This is a genomic window from Arthrobacter sp. STN4 (assembly GCF_024539665.1).
GTDB lineage: Bacteria > Actinomycetota > Actinomycetes > Actinomycetales > Micrococcaceae > Specibacter.
The window spans coordinates 1-18,540 of the sequence record NZ_JAKZGX010000034.1 but is presented as its reverse complement, the minus strand read 5'-3'; the positions used below and the strand labels follow the sequence as shown (position 1 = coordinate 18,540).

Genomic DNA, 18,540 nt, shown 5'->3' with positions numbered 1-18,540 from the left:
TAGTGGCATGTTCGCCTCCCCCATCATCATTGCCCCCATGGCCGGGGGAACCACGACGCCGGAACTCGCCCTGGCGGCCCGCGGCGCCGGCGCGTTTGTGTATGCGGCAGGCGGGTACCTCACCGCCACGGCCCTTGCCGGGCACCTGGCCCCGCTGCGTGCGGCCGGCGGAGACTTTGGTGTGAACCTCTTCGTGCCGCGCAGTGGGGCGCTCCCGTCCGGCGACGCCGCCGCACTGGCCCGTTACCGCACGGAGCTGGCCGGCGAGGCCGAACGCCTGGGCACGGAACTGCCCGCGGCGCTGCCGGACGCGGCAGACCCCAAGGCACGGGATTTTTGGGACGAAAAGCTGGACCTGCTGCTGAACGATCCCGTGCCGCTGGTCTCCTTCACCTTCGGCCTGGCACCGGAATCCGTGGTGTCGGCGCTGCACGGCAAGGGCACCCGGGTGGTGGCATCCGTGACCGGCGTTGAGGAGGCCCTGGCCGCGGCTGCCACCGGCGTGGACGCCCTGGTGGTGCAGCACGCCAACGCCGGCGGGCACTCCGCAGCCTTCCTTCCGGACGCGCCCCAGGGTGCGCCGGGTGTCGTGGAACTGGTCGCCCAGGTGCGGTCCGCCGTCGGGCTTCCCCTCGTCGGCGCCGGCGGAATTGGCGACGCGGCGACGGCCAGGGCCGTCCTGGCGGCCGGCGCCGAGGCGGTCCAGCTGGGCACGGCCGTGCTGCGCAGCGATGAAAGCGGCGCCCGGGCGCTGCACAAGGAGGCGCTGGCCGATCCTGCGTTCACGGCCACCGCCGTCACCCGGGCCTTCACGGGGCGTGCGGCGCGGGCGCTGGTCAACGATTTTGTCCGGGCCCATTCGGCCGGGGCGCCCCATGCCTATCCGGAAGTGCATTTCCTGACGGGTCCGCTGCGTGCCGCCGCTGGAGCGTCCGGCGACCGCGCAGCCTTGAACCTGTGGGCCGGGACCGCGTGGCAAAAGGCGGCCGCCGGGCCGGTCGCGGACATCGTCAGGGGCTTCCTGGACGGGCTGTAGGCAGCCGCCGGGCGTGTTTCGTTAAGGGGCGCGCTTCAGCGGGGCATGTTTCGGCGGAGGGCGCCGCCTGCGGCTACTGGCGGTCCGCGCCGCCGAGGAGTTCTCGGCCCCCGGCGAGCACCATGTCCCGGAACCGGGCCGCCTGGGCGGGGCCGTCAGGCCGGTTCCGCCACACCAGGCCGATGTCGCGGCGCGCGGCAGGCCAGGTGATGTCCACTTCCCGCCAGCCGAGGACGCTGCCGTGCGGCGCCGGCAGGCTGACCCGCGCCGGCGGGGCCACGGCCACGCCCAGGCCCGCCGAGACGAGGCCGCGGATGGTGTGCAGGTCCTGGCCCAGGAAGGCGACCCGTGGACGGAATCCGGCGCTGTGGCACAGGGCCTCGACGATGGAACGCATGCCGTAGCCGGGTTCCAGCATGACAAAGCCTTCGTCCCGGACGGCGTCGAGCCTGGTCCCGGCCGATCCGGCCAGCCGGTGGCCCTCGGGGACCACCAGCTTCAGCGGTTCCGAATACAGCACCTCTGCGCCGATCACGCTGTTTGGCACCGGCGGCGGGGCCACCAGCGCCAGGTCGGCCGTGCCACTTTCCAAAAGATCCAGGCAGAACTGCCGGCTCCCCTGCTGCAGGTCGAAGGTGACACCGGGGTTGTCCGAGGCAAAGGCCCGGATGAGCAGCGGCAGTGCGGCCTCCCCGAAGGTGTGCTGGAAGGCCACCCGGATCCGGCCGAACGACTTTCCGGATTCCTGGCGGGCCAGGGCCAGGCCCGTGCGCACGGCATCCAGCGCTTCGGCCGCCTTCGGGATGAGGGCCAGCGCAGCGGGCGTCAGCTCCACGCCGCGCCCCCTGCGCAGCAGCAGCGGGGTGCCGACGACGGCGGCCGCCCGGGAGAGTGCCCGGCTCACCGTGGACTGTGGGAGCCCCAGTGCGTGGGCGGTGGCCGTGACGTGCCGGCTGGCACCCAGTTCCACCAGGATGGGCAGCACGGGCAGCAGCCCGGAAAGTTCCGCGTGGTCGTCGTCCATGCTTCATGGAACCACGCGGCACGCCGGATGTCATGCATATTTGGATGTATTTTGAAATAATCATGCATTGGACGCATTAGTTCGGCGGTCTTACCGTTGAAGGGTGATGAGCGCGAACCAGGCAGGGACAGCGGCACCGGCAGCCCCGTGGGCCGGACACCAACTCGGCAGTGCCGGCTACCGGCGCGTGCTGGCCGCACTGGCGTGCGCCGGCGTTGCCACCTTTGCCCAGCTGTATGCCGTCCAGGGCCTGCTTCCCCTCCTGTCCCGCGACCTCCACGTCACGGCCGCCCAGGCGGCCCTGACCATTTCCGCGGCCACGATGGGTCTGGCCGTGGCGGTGCTTCCGTGGTCCTTTGTGGCCGACCGCGTCGGCCGGGTGCGCACCATGGGACTGGCCGTCATCCTGGCCACCATCTTCGGGCTGTTGGTGCCGGCCGCCCCCAACTTTGAGGTGCTGCTGGCGCTGCGCGCCCTGGAGGGGGCGGCCCTGGGCGGCATCCCGGCCCTCGCGATTGCCTACCTGACCGAGGAGATCAGTCCCCGTAATGCTGCGGCAGCCGCGGGCGCGTACGTGGCCGGCACCACCCTGGGCGGGCTGTTTGGGCGGTTGCTGGCCGGTCCGGTGGCGGACCTTGCCGGCTGGCGCATGGGCACGCTTGCCGTGTCCGTCTGCGCCGCCGTCGCAGCGGCGGGCTTCCTGCTGCTGGCGCCCGGGCCCCGGGGCTTTGTCCCGGTCCGGGGAGGGGGCGGCTTCGGCATGGTCCTGGCCCGGCTGGTCCCGCAGCTGCGCAACAAGTCGCTGCTGGCCCTGTACGCACAGGCATTCCTTTTGATGGGCGCCTTTGTCAGCGTCTACAACTACCTGGGCTTCCGGCTGGAGGCGCCTCCCTACCTGCTTCCGGCTTCGGCAGTGGCGCTGCTGTTCCTGGCCTACCTGGCCGGGACGGTGTCCTCACGCACGGTGGCCGGCCTGGCCGTCCGGTTCGGCCGGCGCACCCTGCTGCTGGCGTCCACGGCGCTCATGGCCGTCGGGCTCGCCGTGACGCTGGCACCCGCCCTGCCGGTCATCCTGGTGGGCCTGGTGCTGTTCACCGCCGGGTTCTTTGGCGCCCACAGCATCGCCTCGGGCTGGACGGGCGCCATGGCCACCTCCGGCCGGGCGCAGGCATCCTCGCTATACAACCTGAGCTACTACGCGGGATCGAGTGTGGTGGGCTGGGCCGCCGGGCTGGTGTTCCAGGCCGTGGGCTGGACCGCACTGGCGGCGGCCCTGGCGGGCCTGGCCCTGTTGGCGGCAGCAGCCGCCGCCACACTCCTCCCCCCGGGCCGCCCCCGCAGCTGACGCCCACCCCCACCCAACCCCCGGTTGCAATCGGGGCGTTACGGGCGAACCCTCCCTCACCCAGTGCGGAAGGGCTTGGAAAAAGTGCCCCGGTTGCAACCGAGCGTTGATGGGCGGGCATGGCTTATGTGGACGGATATTTGGTAGAATGGCGAACTATTGGCAATTTGAATCGCCAAGTTCGCCTATTTTGCACCATTTTGGAGGGTTCCGTGGCGTCACCAGCGAAGAACGTTCGGCGTGAACCGGCCGGGCATTCCCGGCCGGCGGAGGCCCTGGACAGCGTGGACCGCCAGATCATCGACGCCCTCGTGGCCGACGCCCGCATCACCAACCGGGACTTGGCCGACGCCGTCGGCATTGCCCCGTCCACGGCGCTCATGCGCACGCGCTCGCTCATGGAACGCGGCGCCATCGAAGGGTTTGAGGCAAAGCTGAACCTGGCCGTGATCGGCCGGGCCGTGCAGGCACTGATCGCCGTCAGGCTCCGCGCCCACGACCGCGACCAGATCGACACCTTCACCTCCCGCGTGCCGAAGCTGCCCGAGGTCCTCTCCACCTTCCACACCTCGGGCTCGGTGGACTACCTGCTGCACATCGCCGTCCGCGACACCGACGCGCTGCGCGACTGGGTCCTGGACAACCTCACCACCGACCCCGTGGTGGGCCACACCGAAACCACCCTCGTGTTCAAGCACATGCCCGGCCATACCGGCCCGCTGACCTAGCCGGCTGGCGGCCCGGCTTCCCGGACGAACGCCGTCGCACCCCGGGCCCCGTGCCGGCCGTCACCGCACGACGGCGGCCCGGTTCTGCAGGTGCGCGGCCGCGGCCAGGGCGGCACAGGCCAGGGCGATCGGCACGGCGAAGCCGGACACGGCGGCCTGCAGGCCCCACAGCTTGGCGGCCACGCCCAGCCCCAGCACGGGAACCGCACTGCCCAGGTAGGTCACGATGTAGACGGCGGAAATGACCTGCGCATGCCGCGACGGCTCCACGGCGGCCGCAACGTCGTTGAAAACCACCCGGAAGGCCACGCCCTGGCCAAGCCCGGCACTGATGCTGGCCAGCACCAGCAGCACGGGCGAGTGCAGCGTCCCGGCCGCGGCAATCAGCACCACCGAGGCCCCGAGCAGCAGCAGGCCGGCAGGCACCAGGTGGCGGCCCCGCAAGGCCACCAGCTGGCTCAGCGCCGAACAGCCCAGCGTGACGGCCGCGAGCAGCCCGACCAGGGGGCGGGAATCGGCCTGCACGATGTGCGCAAAGTAGCCGGGCGCCAGCGAGAGGCAGAACCCAAAGACGGCAAAGCTGACAAAGCCGGTGGACGCCGCCAGCCAAAACGTGCCCCGCGCCGAGCGGGCCAGGGCGGGCAGGCGCGGCCGCAGGCAGCTGCGCCCCTGGCCGGCCGGCGCCGGACTGGCTGCCGGCCGGGCGTCCAGGAGCAGCAGCGGCACCAACAACGCCAGCAGCACCACCGAATGCACCAGGAACGGCGCCTGGGTGTGGTCCGGCAGCAGCGAGAGCAGCCCGCCCGCCACGGGTCCGGCGGCCACGCCGCCCGAAGAGGCCAACAGCGTAAACCGCGAGGCCCATTCCGGCCGGCCGGGCATCAAGTCGCGCAGCGCCGCGGCGCTCGCCCCGGTGCCGATGGCCACCGCAAGGCCCTGCAGGGCGCGTCCGGCCACCAGCACCCCCAGCGATCCGGCCGTGGCAAACACCAGCCCGCCCGCCAGGCCGACCACGACGGCCAGCACGAGGGCGGCCCGCCGGCCAATGTGCTCCGACCAGTGGCCACACGCCACCAGCCCGCCGATCAGGGCCACCACATAGGCCGTGAACGCCACCGTGGTGCCCACCGAATCAAAGCCGATCCGTGCCTGCAGCAGCGGGTACAGCGGCGTGGCCAGGTTGGCCCCCACCAGGAGTGTGAAGATGACCGTGCCGGCCAGGAACAGCCGCGTGCCGACGCCGGCGTTCCACGACCACCGTGCTGCGGGGCCGGGGCGCATGGCAAGTTCCTGCAGGACGGTCACGGGCGGTTCCCTTCACGGTTTGTCTGGCACGGTTTGTCTGGCACGGTTTGTCTGGCACGGTTTGTCTGGCACGGTTTGTCTGGCACGGTTTGTCTGGCACGGTTTGTGTGGCACGGCCGCAGCGGCCGGGACCGCGAAAACCGGCAACAGAGTGTTGCCGGATGCTGCAAATCCATCTATAGAATGGCGTATGGGAAGTTTTATGATCCAGACTTTCCAACTCTTTGAATCAAAATGATCAAGAATTCCCGTCAAGACGATCCCGGAGTGAGCCGCATGAGCATTTTGGACCCCCTCGACGTGCGCCTGCTCCTTGCCTTGGTCGAGGACCCCCGGGCCCAGATCGGCGAGCTGGCCGAATCCCTCGGCGTGGCCCGCAACACCGTGCAGTCGCACCTGCGCCGCCTCTCCCGCAGCGGCGCCCTTCGGCAGGGCGGGCGTGAGGTGGACCTGGCGGCGGTCGGCTACGACGTGGTCGCCTTCATCACCATCGAGGTCACCCACCGGGACCTCGACGGCGTCATCGCGGCCATGCGCGCGGTGCCCCAGGTCCTGGAGGTGTACGAGATCTCCGGCCGCGGCGACGTGTGGTGCCGGCTGGCCGCCCGCGACGTCCACCACCTCCAGGGCGCCCTGCGCCAATTGCTGCGGATCCGGGGCGTGGTGCGCACCGAGACCTCCCTGGCGCTCCACGAACACATCCCCTACCGTCTGGAGCCGCTGCTGGAGGGCATGGGCCGCGGCTGACGCCACGCCGGGCCACGCCCGCGGAAGCCGGGCAGCCGCCGTCGTGCGTCCATAATGGGCAGGTGACCATCATTGACAACGGCGTGTACGTGGACGGGGTCCGCGTCGCCACCCCGCAGGGCCTGGACCAAACCTACGAGGCCATGGCCGCCTGCGGCGGCATGGCCTGGATCGGCCTGTTCCGCCCCGATGCCGCGGAAATGGCCTCCCTGGCCGATGAGTTCCAGCTCCACGAGCTGGCCGTCGAAGACGCCATCAAGGCACACCAGCGGCCCAAGATGGAGAGATACGACGACGTCCTGTTCACCGTCCTGCGCCCCGCACGCTACCTGGATGCGGAGGAAGCCGTCGAGTTTGGCGAGCTGCACATCTTTACGGGCAAGAACTTCGTCATCACCATCCGGCACGCCGAAACCCGCAGCCTGGCCTCCACCCGGCACCGCATGGAGGCCGACCCGCAGCTGCTCGCCCAGGGCCCCGAGGCCGTCCTGTACGCCATCCTTGACCAGGTGGTGGACGACTACCTGCCGGTGGCGGCCGGGCTGGAAAACGACATTGACGAGATCGAGGACCAGCTCTTTGCCGGTGACCCCAACGTCTCCCGGCGGATTTACCAGCTGTCCCGGGAGGTCATCCACTTCCAGCGCGCCATCCACCCCCTGCCCGACACGCTGGGCCGGCTCAAGGGCGGCTTTGAGAAGTACGGGGTCGACGTGGAGCTGCAGCGCTACCTGCGCGACGTTGAGGACCATGTGGAATCGTTGACGGCCAAGGCCGATTCGTTCCGGCAGCTGCTGCAAAATGCGCTCACCGTGGACGGCACCCTGACCGCCAACCGCCAGAACGAGGCGAGCGCCGCCCAAAACGAGCAGGTCAAGAAGATCTCCTCCTGGGCGGCCATCTTCTTCGCCCCGACCTTCGTGGCCGGTGTGTACGGGATGAACTTCCACAACATGCCGGAGCTGGCCTGGCCGTGGGGCTACCCGTACGCCATCGGCCTCATGTTGCTCATTGGCGCCGTCATGTACGTGGTATTCAAGAAGAAGACCTGGCTGTAGCACCCGGTCCGGGCCCGGCCGGCAGGCGCAGCCACCGCGGCGCCCGTTCCTGAAAGGTGTGCGGCGCCAGGCCGGCCGCCCCGGCCGGCAGTGCGCCCAGGTACGGGGTGGCCAGCTGGCGGAAATAGCTGCGGTTGTCCTCCTCAAGGTCCGACGGCGTGCGCGGCCAGGAGCCGACCACCAGGCCGGCGGCCGGCAGGCCGCGGCGCTCCAGCGCCTCCAGCGTCAACAGCGTGTGGTTCAGCGTGCCCAGGCCGCTGCGGCAGACCACCACGGTGCTGCACCGGAAGGCCCGTCCCGCCGCCACCGCCAGCTCCGCGAGGGTGTTGCCGTTGGCGTCCAGCTCCACGAGCAGTCCGCCGGCGCCTTCGACCAGGACGTGGTCGAACGCGCCGGCCAGGCCGGCGATCCGGTCCACGTGCTGGGCCAGCGCGGGCAGCCCCCGGCCCTCGCGGACGGCGGCGGCCACCGGCGCCATGGGATCCCGCAGGCGGATGCCCTCGTGGACGGCCCGGACACCGCTGAGCCTTGACACTTCGGCCATGTCGCCGGCACCGTCCGGGGCCACCCCTGTTTGCGTCGGCTTGTAGACGGCAACGGTTGCCCCGACGGCACGGTGGGCGGCGGCGAGGGCGGCCGTCGTGACGGTCTTGCCGACGTCGGTGTCCGTGCCCGTGACAAACGTGATGGCAGCTGGTTTCACGGTTCTCCCTGGGTGGCGGTGACGGTGAGCGGGGCCTGGAACGACAGCAGCCGCAGCCACTGCGGCGGCGGCCCGGCCAGGCGCAGTCCGGGCAGGGCCGCGGCGGTCTCCTCCACAACCAGTGCGGTTTCCAGTTCCGCCAGCCGGGCCCCGAGACAGCGGTGCAGGCCGTGGCCAAAGGCCAGCGAATAGGCGGTGGGCCCTGCCCCGGCGGGGTGGTGCCCGCTGAGTTCGAGCAGGATTTCCGCCCCCGCCGGGAGGCTGGCGCCGCCCAGCGTGGTGTCGACGACGGCGGCCCGCCGCCAGGTGTGGACGGAGGACTCTGCGGCGAGGACGCGGCGGACGTGGGCCTGCGCCCGCCCGGGTTCGGCGAGTCCGGCCCAGCCGCCCGGGCCCGGGCCCGGGGTGCCGGTGCCGGCGGACTCGGTGCCGGCGGACTCGGTGCCGGCGGACTCGGTGCCGGCGGACTCAAGGCCGCGGTACAGTGCGGTGCTGATCAGCAGGGAGGTGGTCTCCTGTCCGGCAATGACCAGAAAATACCCCAGCGAGCACACCTCCGGCTGTGTCAGCCCGGCGGCGTCCAGCACCCCGAACAGGGAGGCCGTGCCGCGGGCGGCCGCCGCCTCGCCCCGGAGCCAGCCATAAAATTCGGCGGCGCTGCGCGCCAGGACCTGCTGCCGCTCCGGGTCCGGCCAGCCCCAGAACAGTTCCAGCGAGTCCCGGCTCCAGCGATTGAGGAGGCCCGGTTCCGGGATCGGCTGGCCCGTGAGCCCGGCCATGATGAGCGGCGGGATGTGGCGGGCCACGGCGTCGGCCAGGTCCACGGGCCCGTGCCGGAGGCCGGCCGCCGCCGCGTCCAGCCGCTGCCGGGCGAGCTCGCGCACCCGCGGCGCAACGGCGGCCACCTTGGCGGGCGTGAAAAACCGGCCAACCATGGTCCGCACCGCACGGTGCCGCTCCCCCGTGGCGGAGGCCAGCACGGGCGGCAGCGCAAAGCGGGCCTTGCTGAGGATGCGCAGGGTGGCCGGCGCCAGGGGCACCACGGAGGTCAGGGCGTTGGTGGGGGCAAAGTCCTCCGTGCGCCGCATGACCTCCCGCACCTGGGCAGGGTCCCCGACCACCGTGAACGTCATGCCGCACCCACTGCCCGGGCCACGGCGCCGGCAGCCCGGTCCAGTTCCGCGGCACCAAGGTTGGCCCGGGCCGTGAGGCGCAGCCGGGACACGCCGTCGGGCACGCTGGGCGGTCGGAAGCAGCCCACGGCCACGCCGGCGGCACGCAGCCCGGCAGCCAGCGAGGCTGCGCGCTCGGCCGACCCCACGGCGATGGACTGCACCGCGCCGGCCGCAGGGTCCGTCCCGCACCGCCGGGCCAGCAGCGAGGCGTTGTCCAGCATGCGCCGGGCCAGGGCGGGCTCGGCCAGCACGATCCGGGCCGCCTCGGCCGCCGCCGCTGCTGCAGCCGGGGCCAGGGCGGTGTCGAAGATGAAGGTCCGGGCCGTGTTGGCCAGGTGCTCCCGAAGCAAATGCGGGCCCAGGACGGCGCCGCCCTGCGAACCGAGCGCCTTGGACAGCGTCACGGTGACGGCCACGTGCGCCGCCCCCGCAAGCCCGGCGGCGTGGACGGCCCCGCGCCCGGCACCGGCCACCCCGATCCCGTGCGCCTCGTCCACCAGCAGCAGCGCATCGTATTCGGCGCACAGGGCTGCCATGTCCGCGAGCGGCGCGGCGTCCCCCAGCACTGAATAAATGGATTCAAGCACGACGACGGCGCGCGGCTGGGTGCGCCCGGCCAGTGCCGCCCGGATCCCGTCCGTGTCCTGGTGCGCCACGGCGACCGACGGCGAGCGCGAGAGCCTGATGCCGTCAAGCAGCGAGGCGTGCACGTGGGCGTCGTGGACCATGAGCGTCCCGGGTCCGCCCAAGGCCGCGACCACGCCTAGATTGGCGGTGTAGCCGCTGGAAAAGGCCAGGGCGGCTTCCTGGCCGGTGAGCAGGCACAGCTGCCGTTCCAGGTCCAGGTGGGCGGCCGTGGTGCCGCACACCACGCGGGATGCGCGGGCGCCGGCGCCGTGCAGGGCCAGCGCCGCGGTGGCAGCCGCGACCACGCGCGGGTCCGAGGACAGCCCCAGGTAGTCGTTGGAGGCCAGGTCGACGAGGCCGTGCTGCAGCCCCACGGTGCGGACCAGCCCGCGGCGTTTCCGGACGGCCGCGCGGGCGGCCAGCCATTCGTCCATGGCTGTTGCCGTGGGGGCCATCAGCCGTGCACCTCTCTGATGGCGGCAGTGATGCCTGCGCCGATTTCGGCCACGTCGGCAGGGGTGCTGGTGTAGGGCGGCATGGTGTAGACGAGGTTGCGGAAGGGCCGCACCCACACGCCGTGCCCCAGGGCCGCGCGCGTCACGGCCGGCACGTTGACCGGCCCGGAAAGTTCGACGACGCCCACGGCACCCAGGACGCGCACCTCCCGGACCGCGCCGAGCGATGCCGCCGGCTTCAGGGCGTCCTGCAGGCCGCGCCTGATCCCCCGCACCCGGTCCTCCCAGCCGGAGGCGGCCAGCAGGTCCAGCGAGGCACAGGCCACGGCGCAGGCCAGCGGGTTGCCCATGAACGTGGGCCCGTGCAGCAGGGCGCGCAGCGGCGAGCCCGTGATGGCACGGGCAACCCCGGCCGAGCACAGCGTTGCCGCGAGCGTCAGGTAGCCGCCCGTCAGGGCCTTGCCGACGCACATGATGTCCGGGACCACGCCCGCCCAGTCGGAGGCAAACAGCTTGCCGGTCCGGCCGAGGCCGGTGGCGATCTCATCGCAAATGAGCAGCAGCCCGTTGTCACTGGCCACGCGCCGCATGGCGGCCAGCGCACCGGGAGCGTAGGCGTCCATGCCGCCGGCGCCCTGCAGCACCGGTTCAACAATGATGGCCGCCAGCTCGTCTCGGTGGCGGGCCACCGTGTCCTCAAGCGTGCCCACCCACTTGGCGAGTGCTTCGGCGTCGGCCAGCAGTTCGCCGCCAACCAGCCGGGCGGCGGGCGGGCGGGGCAGGAAGAGCTGTTCGGCGATGAGGGACGGAAAGGCCGCGTGCATGCCGTCCACGGGATCGCACACTCCCATCGCGGCGAAGGTGTCCCCGTGGTATCCGCCGCGCAGCGCCAGAAACCGCGTCCGCCGGGGACGGCCGCGGCCCAGCTGGCACTGCACGGCCAGCTTCAGTGCCACCTCCACGGAGACCGAGCCGGAGTCGGCCAGGAACACGTGGTCCAGGCCGTCCGGCGTCATCGCCACCAGCCGTTCGGCCAGCTCCACGGCGGGCCCGTGGGTCAGGCCACCAAACATCACATGGCTGAAGCGGCCCGCCTGGTCCAGCAGCGCCCGGTCCAGCACGGGGTTGCGGTAGCCGTGTATGGCGGACCACCAGGAGCTCATGGCGTCCACGGCGTCGAACGGTGTGCCGTCGGCCGCGCCCAGGGTCAACCGGGTCCCGGACGCGCCAAGGACGGCGTAGGGTGCGTCCCCGTCCAGCGGCGCGTAGGGGTGCCAGAGCAGGCCGCGGTCCCGGGCAATGAGCCCGCAGGCCGGTGCTGCGGCGCCCGCGCGGACTGCGCCGGCAGCCTCAGGCATTGGGCGCCACGGCCGTTCCCGCCCCGCGGCGGCGGATGGTGGCGGGGGCACCCGGGGTGGTGCCGGCGTCGTTCGTGCCCCGGATCGCAGTGGCGGGCTGGCCGGCAGGGCCCTTGCCCAGGACCACGAAGCCGTTGTCGGCGATCATGTCCAGGTCGGCCCGGCCTTCCTGGCCCTCGCTGGTGAGGTAGTCGCCAAGGAACAGGGAGTTGGCCACGTGCAGGGCGAGTGGTTGGAGAGAGCGCAGGTGCATCTCGCGCCCGCCGGCCATGCGCAGCTCGGTGGCGGGGCAGGCGAAGCGGACCATGGCGAGGATGCGCAGGCACTGGCCGGGGGTGAGCAGCCAGGTCCCTTCCAGCGGGGTGCCGTCAAAGGGCATCAGGAAATTGACCGGGATCGATTCGCTGCCCAGGGAGCGGAGGGCGAAGACGGCGTCGACGAGGTCGTTGTTGCTCTCCCCCATGCCGGCGATCAGCCCCGAGCAGGGTGAGAGTCCGGCACCCTTGGCGTGCTCCACCGTCTGCACCCGTTCGGTGAAGGTGTGTGTGGAGCAGATGTCGGCGTAGTTGCTTTCGCTCGTGTTGAGGTTGTGGTTGTATGCGTCCACGCCCGCGTCCTTGAGGCGCTCGGCCTGGCCGCCCTTCAGGATGCCCAGGCAGGCGCAGACCTCCACGTCCGGGTGTTCCCCCTTGAGCCCGGTGACCATGCCGGCCACGCGGTCCACGTCGCGGTCGCTCGGGCCCCGGCCGCTGGCCACCAGGCACACCCGTGAGGCACCGGCGCGGATGCCGGTGGCCGCCTGGGCCGCCGCCTCCTCCGGGCTGAGCCAGCTGTACTTCAGGATCTGGGCGGCCGAGCCCAGCCGCTGGGAACAGTAGCTGCAGTCCTCCGGGCACAGGCCGGACTTCAGGTTGACGAGGTAATTTACCTTGACCGTGTTGGCGAAGTGGGCCCTGCGGAGGCGGGCGGCCGCGGCCACCACCTCCAGCAGCTGCGCATCGGTGGATTCAAGGACGGCGAGTGCTTCGTCGCGGCCCAGGGTGGCGCCGGCGAGCTGCCGGTCGGCGAGGTCGTGGAAATAATTGAACACCGTTCAAGTTTGTGCCGGGCGAGGCCCTCTGTCAAGGGCGCGCGCTGCGCGCCTGCTGCCGCTTGTGCGGCGCACGGGGTCCAATGGACCGCAGGCGCTGCGGGGATGGGGGAAGATGGAGGGACGCGCCGCCCTGGCGCGGAGGCGGCACGGGGCAGCACCCGGACCGCCCGCCGAACAGCACCCCGGACTGTTGGAAAGGAGCGCGCCCATGCCGCTGACACGTGAGGCCATCGTGGATGCCGCGATGGGAATCCTGCGCGAATACGGCCTCGCCGACCTCTCCATGCGCCGCCTGGCCCGCGACCTGGACGTCCAGCCGGGGGCGCTCTACTGGCACGTAAAAAACAAGCAGGAACTCCTCACGGTCCTGGCCGGCCTGATCCTGGCGCCCGTGGACGGCCGTGCGGCAGCCACGGCGCGGGACCTTGCCCTGGCCGTCCGCGAAGCATTGTTGTCCGTGCGCGACGGCGCCGAGGTGGTGGCCCTGGCCCACGCCCTGAAACCTGATTCACCTCCGCCGCTGCTGGGCTTTGGCGCGCTCCTGGCCGGCCAGGGCCTGCCCGCACCGGTGGCGGAGGGTGCCGGCCGCGCGCTGGTGCACTACGTCCTGGGCTCGGCCATGGAGGAGCAGACGCGCGCCGGATTCTCCCGGGCCGGCCTGCTCGACGCCGTGGACGCGCCGGATGGCTCCAGCGCCGGGGAGGTCTTTGTGCTGGGCCTAGAGCTGTTTTTGGCCGGTGTCCCCGGCCTGGCGGCTACGTCCGCGCCAGCGCCTCAATGTCCTCCAGAAAGTCCTGGGCCACGGCGTCGCTGACGGTGGCCCGGGTGTCCGCAATCGTCTCCAGGTAGTCGGCCGTGACGGGCCCGCCCGCCGGGGCGCCGCCGTCGTACACCGCCTTTTCCAGGGCCCGCTGGGAGGCGCTGCGGGCAGCAAATTCGATGTCCGCCGGGGAGAACCCCGCGCTGGCCGCAACCAGCCCGGCCACGTCCACCCGTTCCAGCGCGGCCGCAGGGATGAAGCGCGTCCACAGGGCGGTGCGGGCGCCGGCGTCGGGCAGGCCGATGGGGATGACGTAGTCGAAGCGGCCGTGGCGCAGGAACGCCGAGTCCAGCGAGCGGATGAAGTTCGTGGCGCACACCAGCAGCCGGCCGGGCTGGTCGCGGAAGGCCGGGATGATCTTCAGCAGCTCGTTGGTGACGCCCTGCATGGGCGACGGCGGCTCGCCGGAGCGCTGCGCGGCGATCTCCTCGACCTCGTCAATGAACACCACGGCGTGCTCCAGCTCGGCAATGTCCAGGAACGTCTGCCGCAGTGCGCCGGCCAGCCCGCCCGGCTCCCCCGCCAGCCGCGAGGGGAAAACCTCCACAAACGGCCACTCGAGCCGCGACGCGATGGCCTTGGCGAACGTGGTCTTGCCCGTGCCGGGAGGGCCGAACAGCACCACGGCGCGTGGCGGCACCACCCCGTACTCCTCGGCCAGTTCCGGCTCGGCCAGCGGCAGCACCAGCCTGCGCTCCAGCAGTTCCTTCTCCGCCGACATGCCCGCCACCCGGTCCCAGAGGTCGCGCGGGAGGACCCGGCCACCCAGTTCCTCCAACGCCCCCAGCTCCGCACGCTGGACGGGGATGCGGCGTTCAAAGTAGCGCAGGTTTTTCTTCACCACGAAGCCGCGGTTGGAAAACGCCTCCACGCGGGTCTCGGTTTCCGGCATCAACGCGGAGAGCTTGTTCAGCCCGTGCGCCGCCATGCGGTTTTCGACGGCGGCCAGCAGCGAGGTGCCGATCCCCCGGCCCCGGAAGGCCGGCAGGGTGGACAGGAACACGATCCACCCCTGGTCGTGTGCCGCACGGGCCACGGCGGCGCCCACCAGCTGCTCGCCGTGGACCGCCACCACGGCGTGGTCCTTTTCGCAGGACGCCAGCACCTCGGAGAGGTCGTAGACGGGCTCCACGCCGTTGGCCTTCAGCGACTGCCACAGGGCCAGGACCCCCTCCACGTCCTGCGGGTGAAAGTCACGAATCGTCCACGTTGTCATGCTCCGACGCTCCCTTGCGTTGTGCGGACCGGCCGGCAAAAACCGGTGCCAGCATCATGGCACACCGCCGCTCAGGCGCCGTAATGTGTCGCCTTCCGCGGTGGCCAGGGCCGGCGCGCCACAGCGCGGCTACCGCGTCCGCACCACTTCACCGGCCGAGCGGTGCATGAGCAGCGCTTCCGCCACGGGGTAGAGCATCATGACGGCAAGGACGGCAAACGTCCACTGGAAGCCGGCCACCGGTGCGGCGCCTGCCAGCAGCACGTCGGCGGCCCGCAGGATCAGGGCCCCCACGGCCACGCCCAGTCCGGTGGCAACCTGGGCGATGGTCGAGGACAGCGTGTTGGCCCCGGACATCCGGGCCTTGGGCACGTCCGCGAACTGCAGCGTGTTGTAGGCGCTGAAGCCGATGGAGCGCAGCACGCCGCTGGCAAACAGCACCGCCGCGACCACGGCCAGCGGCGTCCCCGGCCGCAGCAGCGCGCACGCGCCCAGCACCGCGGCACCGCCGCCGTTGCTGAGCAGGAGCACAGTGCGGAATCCAAACCGCCGGATCAGCGGCGAGGTGGCCGGCTTGACCAGCACGTTCCCGGCAAACACGGCCATGGTCATCAGCCCGGCCCCAAACGCGGTCCAGCCAAAGCCGACCATGAACATCAGCGGCAGCAAAAACGGCACGGCGTTGATGACCAGCCGGTACAACGCCCCGCCGCCGTTTCCCACCCGGAAGGTGGGGATCCGCAGCGCCCGCAGGTCCAGCAGCGGATGCCGGGACCGCTTGAACCACCACAGCGCGGCCGCCCCGCCGGCCAGGGCCAGCAGCAGCCACAGTGCGACGCCGGCCCACGGGGTGGGCGCCGACCCCACCAGTTCCAGCCCGATCACCAGGGCGGCCAGCGCCACGCCGCACAGCACAAAGCCCAGCCAGTCCGGCGGCGGCACCTTGTGTGCGCGGAGGTCAGGCACCACCCGCATGGCCACGATGAAGGCGATGGCACCCAGCGGGACGTTGATCAGGAAGATCCAGTGCCAGCTGGCATAGGTGGTCAACAGCCCGCCCAGCGCGGGGGCGATCACGGGCGCCACGAGGGCCGGCCACGTCAGGTAGGCGATCGCCTCGAGGAATTCCTTCCTGTCGGCGTCCCGCAGCACCACCAGCCGGCCCACCGGCACCATCATCGCCCCTCCCATGCCCTGCAGCATCCGGGCGGCACAGAGGGCGGTGAGGCTGGGGCTGAGCGCGCACAGCAGGGACGCGACGGCAAAGACGGCGATGGCCGCCGTAAACACCTTCCGGGCGCCGAAGCGTTCGGCCAGCCAGCCGCTGATGGGGATGCCCACCGCCAGGGTGATCAGGTAGCTGGTCATGGCCAGGTTGATGTCCACGGGGCGCACGTGCAGGTCCGCGGCCATGCCGGCGGCGGCCGTGGCAATGATGGTGCCGTCAAGGATCTCCATGAAGTAGGTCCCGGCGACCAAGAGCGCCAGGGCGCGGCTGAAGGAGCTCGTGCCGGCCGACGTCGTACTGGTGATTCCCACCGCACAAGCCTAGCGGCCGAGGGGCCCCCCGCGAGCGGAGCGAGCGGCGGGGAGGGCGCGACGGCGCTACCGGGCAAGCGGCCCCGCACGGTCTGCGGTGCCAGCACCCCGAAGCCGGCCGGCCCCAAGGGACGTGAGGCAACTCACGTCCCCCTCGGGAAACAATTGCGTGCCTTTTGACGCTGAGAAGGTACGGAACCACAACCCCCGAAACAGAAAGCTGGGCCCGTGAGCGTTGACATCGCATCGGAAATCAATCTGCAGGATGAGCTGATCTTGGACGCGGGCGCCGCGGCGGCCCTGTTCCTGGAGGCCCGCACGGCCAACAGCTGGGCCGAGGATGAAATCCCCGCCGAAACGCTCGAAGCCGTCTACGCGCTGACCCGCATGGCGCCGACTGCGATGAACATCCAGCCGCTGCGCGTGCTGTGGGTGCGTTCGGCCGAGGCCCGTGAGCGGCTGGTTGCCCACATGGCCGACGGCAACAAGGCCAAGACCCTGACGGCACCCGTGGTGGCCGTGCTCAGCTACGACACCGACTGGCACGAACTCCTGCCCACCACGGCCCCGCACGCCGCCGGCATGGTGCCCACCTTCGCCGCCAACGACGCCCTGCGCCAGGGCATGGCCGCCAACAACGCGCACATCCAGGCCGGCTTCTTCATCGTGGCCGCCCGCGCTGCAGGGCTGGCCGCCGGCCCCATGACCGGCTTTGACGCTGCCGGCGTCGATGCCGAATTCAATGAAGGCTCCTCACGCAAGGCCTTCATGGTGGTCAACCTGGGCAAGCCGAACGGCATGGTGGACCGTGCCCGCCTGCACCGCCTGGAGTTCGACGCCGCCACCGCCACCGTCTGACGCCCGGGACCCGGGGGCCGGGTCGGAGCCGCTTCCGTGCCCTGCCCGTCCCGGCGGCCCCGGACTACACTGGCCGCATGGACACCCTTTCAGCCCCCGTCACGGTCACCGTCACCGGCGCTGCCGGCCAGATCGGCTACGCACTCCTGTTCCGCATCGCCTCCGGCGCCATGCTGGGTCCGAACGTGCCGGTGAAGCTGAGGCTGCTGGAGATCCCCGCCGCCGTCAAGGCCGCCGAGGGCACGGTGCTGGAATTGCTCGATTGCGCGTTTCCGCTGGTGGCCGGACTGGACGTCTTTGACGACCCCGCCAAGGCGTTCGACGGCGCCGGCATCGGCCTGCTGGTGGGCGCCAGGCCGCGCGGGCCGGGCATGGAGCGGGCCGACCTCCTCTCCGCCAACGGAGGCATCTTCTCCGTCCAGGGCCGGGCCATCAACGACGGCGCTGCGGACGGCTTCCGGGCGGTGGTGGTGGGGAACCCGGCCAACACCAATGCGCTGATCGCGGCATCGCACGCCCCGAACGTCCCGGCGTCGAGTTTCACCGCCATGACACGGCTGGACCACGACCGTGCCGTGGCCCAGCTCGCCGCCAAGACCGGTTCGGGGGTGGGCGGCATCCGCAGGCTGGCCGTCTGGGGCAACCACTCGGCGTCCCAGTACCCGGACATCACCCACGCCACCGTGGACGGGGTGCCGGCCGTCGACCTGGTGGACCGGACGTGGATCGCGGACGAGTTCATCCCCCGCGTGGCCCGGCGCGGGGCCGAGGTCATCGCCGCCCGCGGCGCGTCGTCCGCGGCATCGGCCGCCAACGCCGCCATCCGGCACATGCGCCTGTGGGTGCAGGGGACCCCGGACGGCGACTGGACCAGCATGGCCGTGCCGTCCGACGGCTCCTACGGCGTGCCCGAGGGACTGGTCAGCTCCTTCCCCGTCACCACCTCCGGCGGGGACTACAGCATTGTGCAGGGGCTGGAGGTCGACGCTTTCTCACGGTCCCGGATCGAGGCCAGCGTGGCGGAACTGGCCGGCGAGCGCGACGCCGTGCGGGGCCTGGGCCTGATCTAGCGTCCGGGCTGCTTCCTGCGGCCCTTGGCAAAGTAGGCGATGGGCCCGGCAAAATTAATGAACGACGCCGCCACCCAGGCGGCCTTGGGGCCGTTGACTTGCTGCCGCGTGCGTCCGGAAAGGTCGCGCAGCGCCGCGAGCTGCAGGGCCAGCTGCAGCACCCCGGCCACCACGATGGCGCGCTTCCTGCCCCGGCTGAGGTCCTTCCACTGCTGCCTGGCTGCCATGTCCCGCTCCTTCACTGCCTTCATTTAGACACTGCCTTCATTTAGACACTGCCTTCATTTAGACACTGCCTTCATTTAGACACTGCCTTCATTTAGACACTGCCTTCATTTAGACACTGCCTTCATTTAGACACTGCCTTCATTTAGACACTGCCT

General features: G+C 71.3%; 18 protein-coding genes. 8 read left to right on the top strand and 10 right to left on the bottom strand.

Annotated elements, in window-relative coordinates; all coding sequences use genetic code 11:
- Nucleotides 1–7 precede the first annotated feature (7 nt).
- Nucleotides 8–1,036 carry a nitronate monooxygenase gene (locus MMF96_RS17525; RefSeq protein ID WP_176617676.1) on the top strand — a complete coding sequence of 343 codons (1,029 nt, stop codon included), beginning with the start codon at nt 8–10 and terminating at the stop codon, nt 1,034–1,036.
- Between the two features lie 73 nt (nt 1,037–1,109).
- On the opposite strand, the gene MMF96_RS17520 is transcribed toward MMF96_RS17525, so the two are convergent.
- Nucleotides 1,110–2,060: a LysR family transcriptional regulator gene (locus tag MMF96_RS17520; RefSeq protein ID WP_176617677.1), complete on the bottom strand. Its 951-nt coding sequence runs from the start codon at nt 2,058–2,060 to the stop codon at nt 1,110–1,112.
- Nucleotides 2,061–2,166: 106 nt separating this feature from the next.
- Between MMF96_RS17520 and MMF96_RS17515 the strand changes: the two genes are divergently transcribed.
- Nucleotides 2,167–3,405, top strand: coding sequence for an MFS transporter (locus MMF96_RS17515; RefSeq protein WP_176617678.1), 1,239 nt, complete (start codon nt 2,167–2,169; stop codon nt 3,403–3,405).
- 212 nt (nt 3,406–3,617) lie between these two features.
- Nucleotides 3,618–4,133, top strand: coding sequence for an Lrp/AsnC family transcriptional regulator (locus MMF96_RS17510; RefSeq protein WP_256884279.1), 516 nt, complete (start codon nt 3,618–3,620; stop codon nt 4,131–4,133).
- Nucleotides 4,134–4,193: 60 nt separating this feature from the next.
- Here MMF96_RS17510 and MMF96_RS17505 read toward each other — a convergent pair whose 3' ends face one another.
- Nucleotides 4,194–5,438, bottom strand: coding sequence for an MFS transporter (locus MMF96_RS17505; protein WP_176617680.1), 1,245 nt, complete (start codon nt 5,436–5,438; stop codon nt 4,194–4,196).
- A gap of 276 nt (nt 5,439–5,714) precedes the next feature.
- Here MMF96_RS17505 and MMF96_RS17500 point away from each other — a divergent pair, with 276 nt between their 5' ends.
- Nucleotides 5,715–6,185, top strand: coding sequence for an Lrp/AsnC family transcriptional regulator (locus MMF96_RS17500; protein WP_176617681.1), 471 nt, complete (start codon nt 5,715–5,717; stop codon nt 6,183–6,185).
- 62 nt (nt 6,186–6,247) lie between these two features.
- A complete protein-coding gene (gene corA / locus MMF96_RS17495; RefSeq protein ID WP_176617682.1) occupies nt 6,248–7,243 on the top strand; it encodes a magnesium/cobalt transporter CorA in 996 nt (331 codons plus the stop codon).
- Here the strand turns inward: corA and bioD are convergent.
- The 5 genes from bioD to bioB are packed head-to-tail and all read right to left on the bottom strand — an operon-like array spanning nt 7,221 to nt 12,651.
- A complete protein-coding gene (gene bioD, locus MMF96_RS17490) occupies nt 7,221–7,946 on the bottom strand; it encodes a dethiobiotin synthase (protein WP_176617683.1) in 726 nt (241 codons plus the stop codon). The genes corA and bioD overlap by 23 nt on opposite strands.
- Nucleotides 7,943–9,079, bottom strand: a complete 1,137-nt coding sequence (locus tag MMF96_RS17485) for a cytochrome P450 (protein WP_176617684.1) — start codon at nt 9,077–9,079, stop codon at nt 7,943–7,945. Before MMF96_RS17485 ends, bioD begins: the two co-directional genes overlap by 4 nt.
- The gene (locus MMF96_RS17480; protein WP_256127987.1) at nt 9,076–10,203 is read right to left on the bottom strand and encodes an aminotransferase class I/II-fold pyridoxal phosphate-dependent enzyme; all 1,128 of its coding nucleotides are present in this window, start codon (nt 10,201–10,203) and stop codon (nt 9,076–9,078) included. The genes MMF96_RS17485 and MMF96_RS17480 overlap by 4 nt, the downstream gene beginning before the upstream one ends.
- Nucleotides 10,203–11,561, bottom strand: a complete 1,359-nt coding sequence (locus tag MMF96_RS17475) for an adenosylmethionine--8-amino-7-oxononanoate transaminase (RefSeq protein ID WP_256884278.1) — start codon at nt 11,559–11,561, stop codon at nt 10,203–10,205. Before MMF96_RS17475 ends, MMF96_RS17480 begins: the two co-directional genes overlap by 1 nt.
- Complete coding sequence (bioB, locus tag MMF96_RS17470; RefSeq protein ID WP_176617686.1) at nt 11,554–12,651, bottom strand: biotin synthase BioB; 1,098 nt, start codon at nt 12,649–12,651, stop codon at nt 11,554–11,556. The genes MMF96_RS17475 and bioB overlap by 8 nt, the downstream gene beginning before the upstream one ends.
- A 211-nt stretch (nt 12,652–12,862) precedes the next feature.
- Here bioB and MMF96_RS17465 point away from each other — a divergent pair, with 211 nt between their 5' ends.
- Nucleotides 12,863–13,468, top strand: a complete 606-nt coding sequence (locus tag MMF96_RS17465) for a TetR family transcriptional regulator (RefSeq protein ID WP_176617687.1) — start codon at nt 12,863–12,865, stop codon at nt 13,466–13,468.
- Here the strand turns inward: MMF96_RS17465 and MMF96_RS17460 are convergent.
- Both MMF96_RS17460 and MMF96_RS17455 read right to left on the bottom strand, forming a co-directional pair.
- Nucleotides 13,410–14,690: an ATP-binding protein gene (locus MMF96_RS17460; protein ID WP_176617688.1), complete on the bottom strand. Its 1,281-nt coding sequence runs from the start codon at nt 14,688–14,690 to the stop codon at nt 13,410–13,412. The genes MMF96_RS17465 and MMF96_RS17460 overlap by 59 nt on opposite strands.
- 129 nt (nt 14,691–14,819) lie before the next feature.
- Complete coding sequence (locus MMF96_RS17455; RefSeq protein ID WP_256884277.1) at nt 14,820–16,229, bottom strand: MFS transporter; 1,410 nt, start codon at nt 16,227–16,229, stop codon at nt 14,820–14,822.
- A 228-nt stretch (nt 16,230–16,457) separates the two neighbouring features.
- On the opposite strand from MMF96_RS17455, the gene MMF96_RS17450 reads away from it, so the two are divergent.
- Nucleotides 16,458–17,087, top strand: coding sequence for a malonic semialdehyde reductase (locus MMF96_RS17450; protein WP_256884276.1), 630 nt, complete (start codon nt 16,458–16,460; stop codon nt 17,085–17,087).
- A gap of 77 nt (nt 17,088–17,164) precedes the next feature.
- Nucleotides 17,165–18,157, top strand: a complete 993-nt coding sequence (locus MMF96_RS17445) for a malate dehydrogenase (protein ID WP_176617689.1) — start codon at nt 17,165–17,167, stop codon at nt 18,155–18,157.
- Here the strand turns inward: MMF96_RS17445 and MMF96_RS17440 are convergent.
- Nucleotides 18,154–18,408 (bottom strand): PLDc N-terminal domain-containing protein, encoded by a 255-nt coding sequence (locus MMF96_RS17440; protein ID WP_256127988.1) that lies wholly within the window; start codon nt 18,406–18,408, stop codon nt 18,154–18,156. The two genes, MMF96_RS17445 and MMF96_RS17440, sit on opposite strands and share 4 nt — an antisense overlap.
- Nucleotides 18,409–18,540: the final 132 nt, after the last annotated feature.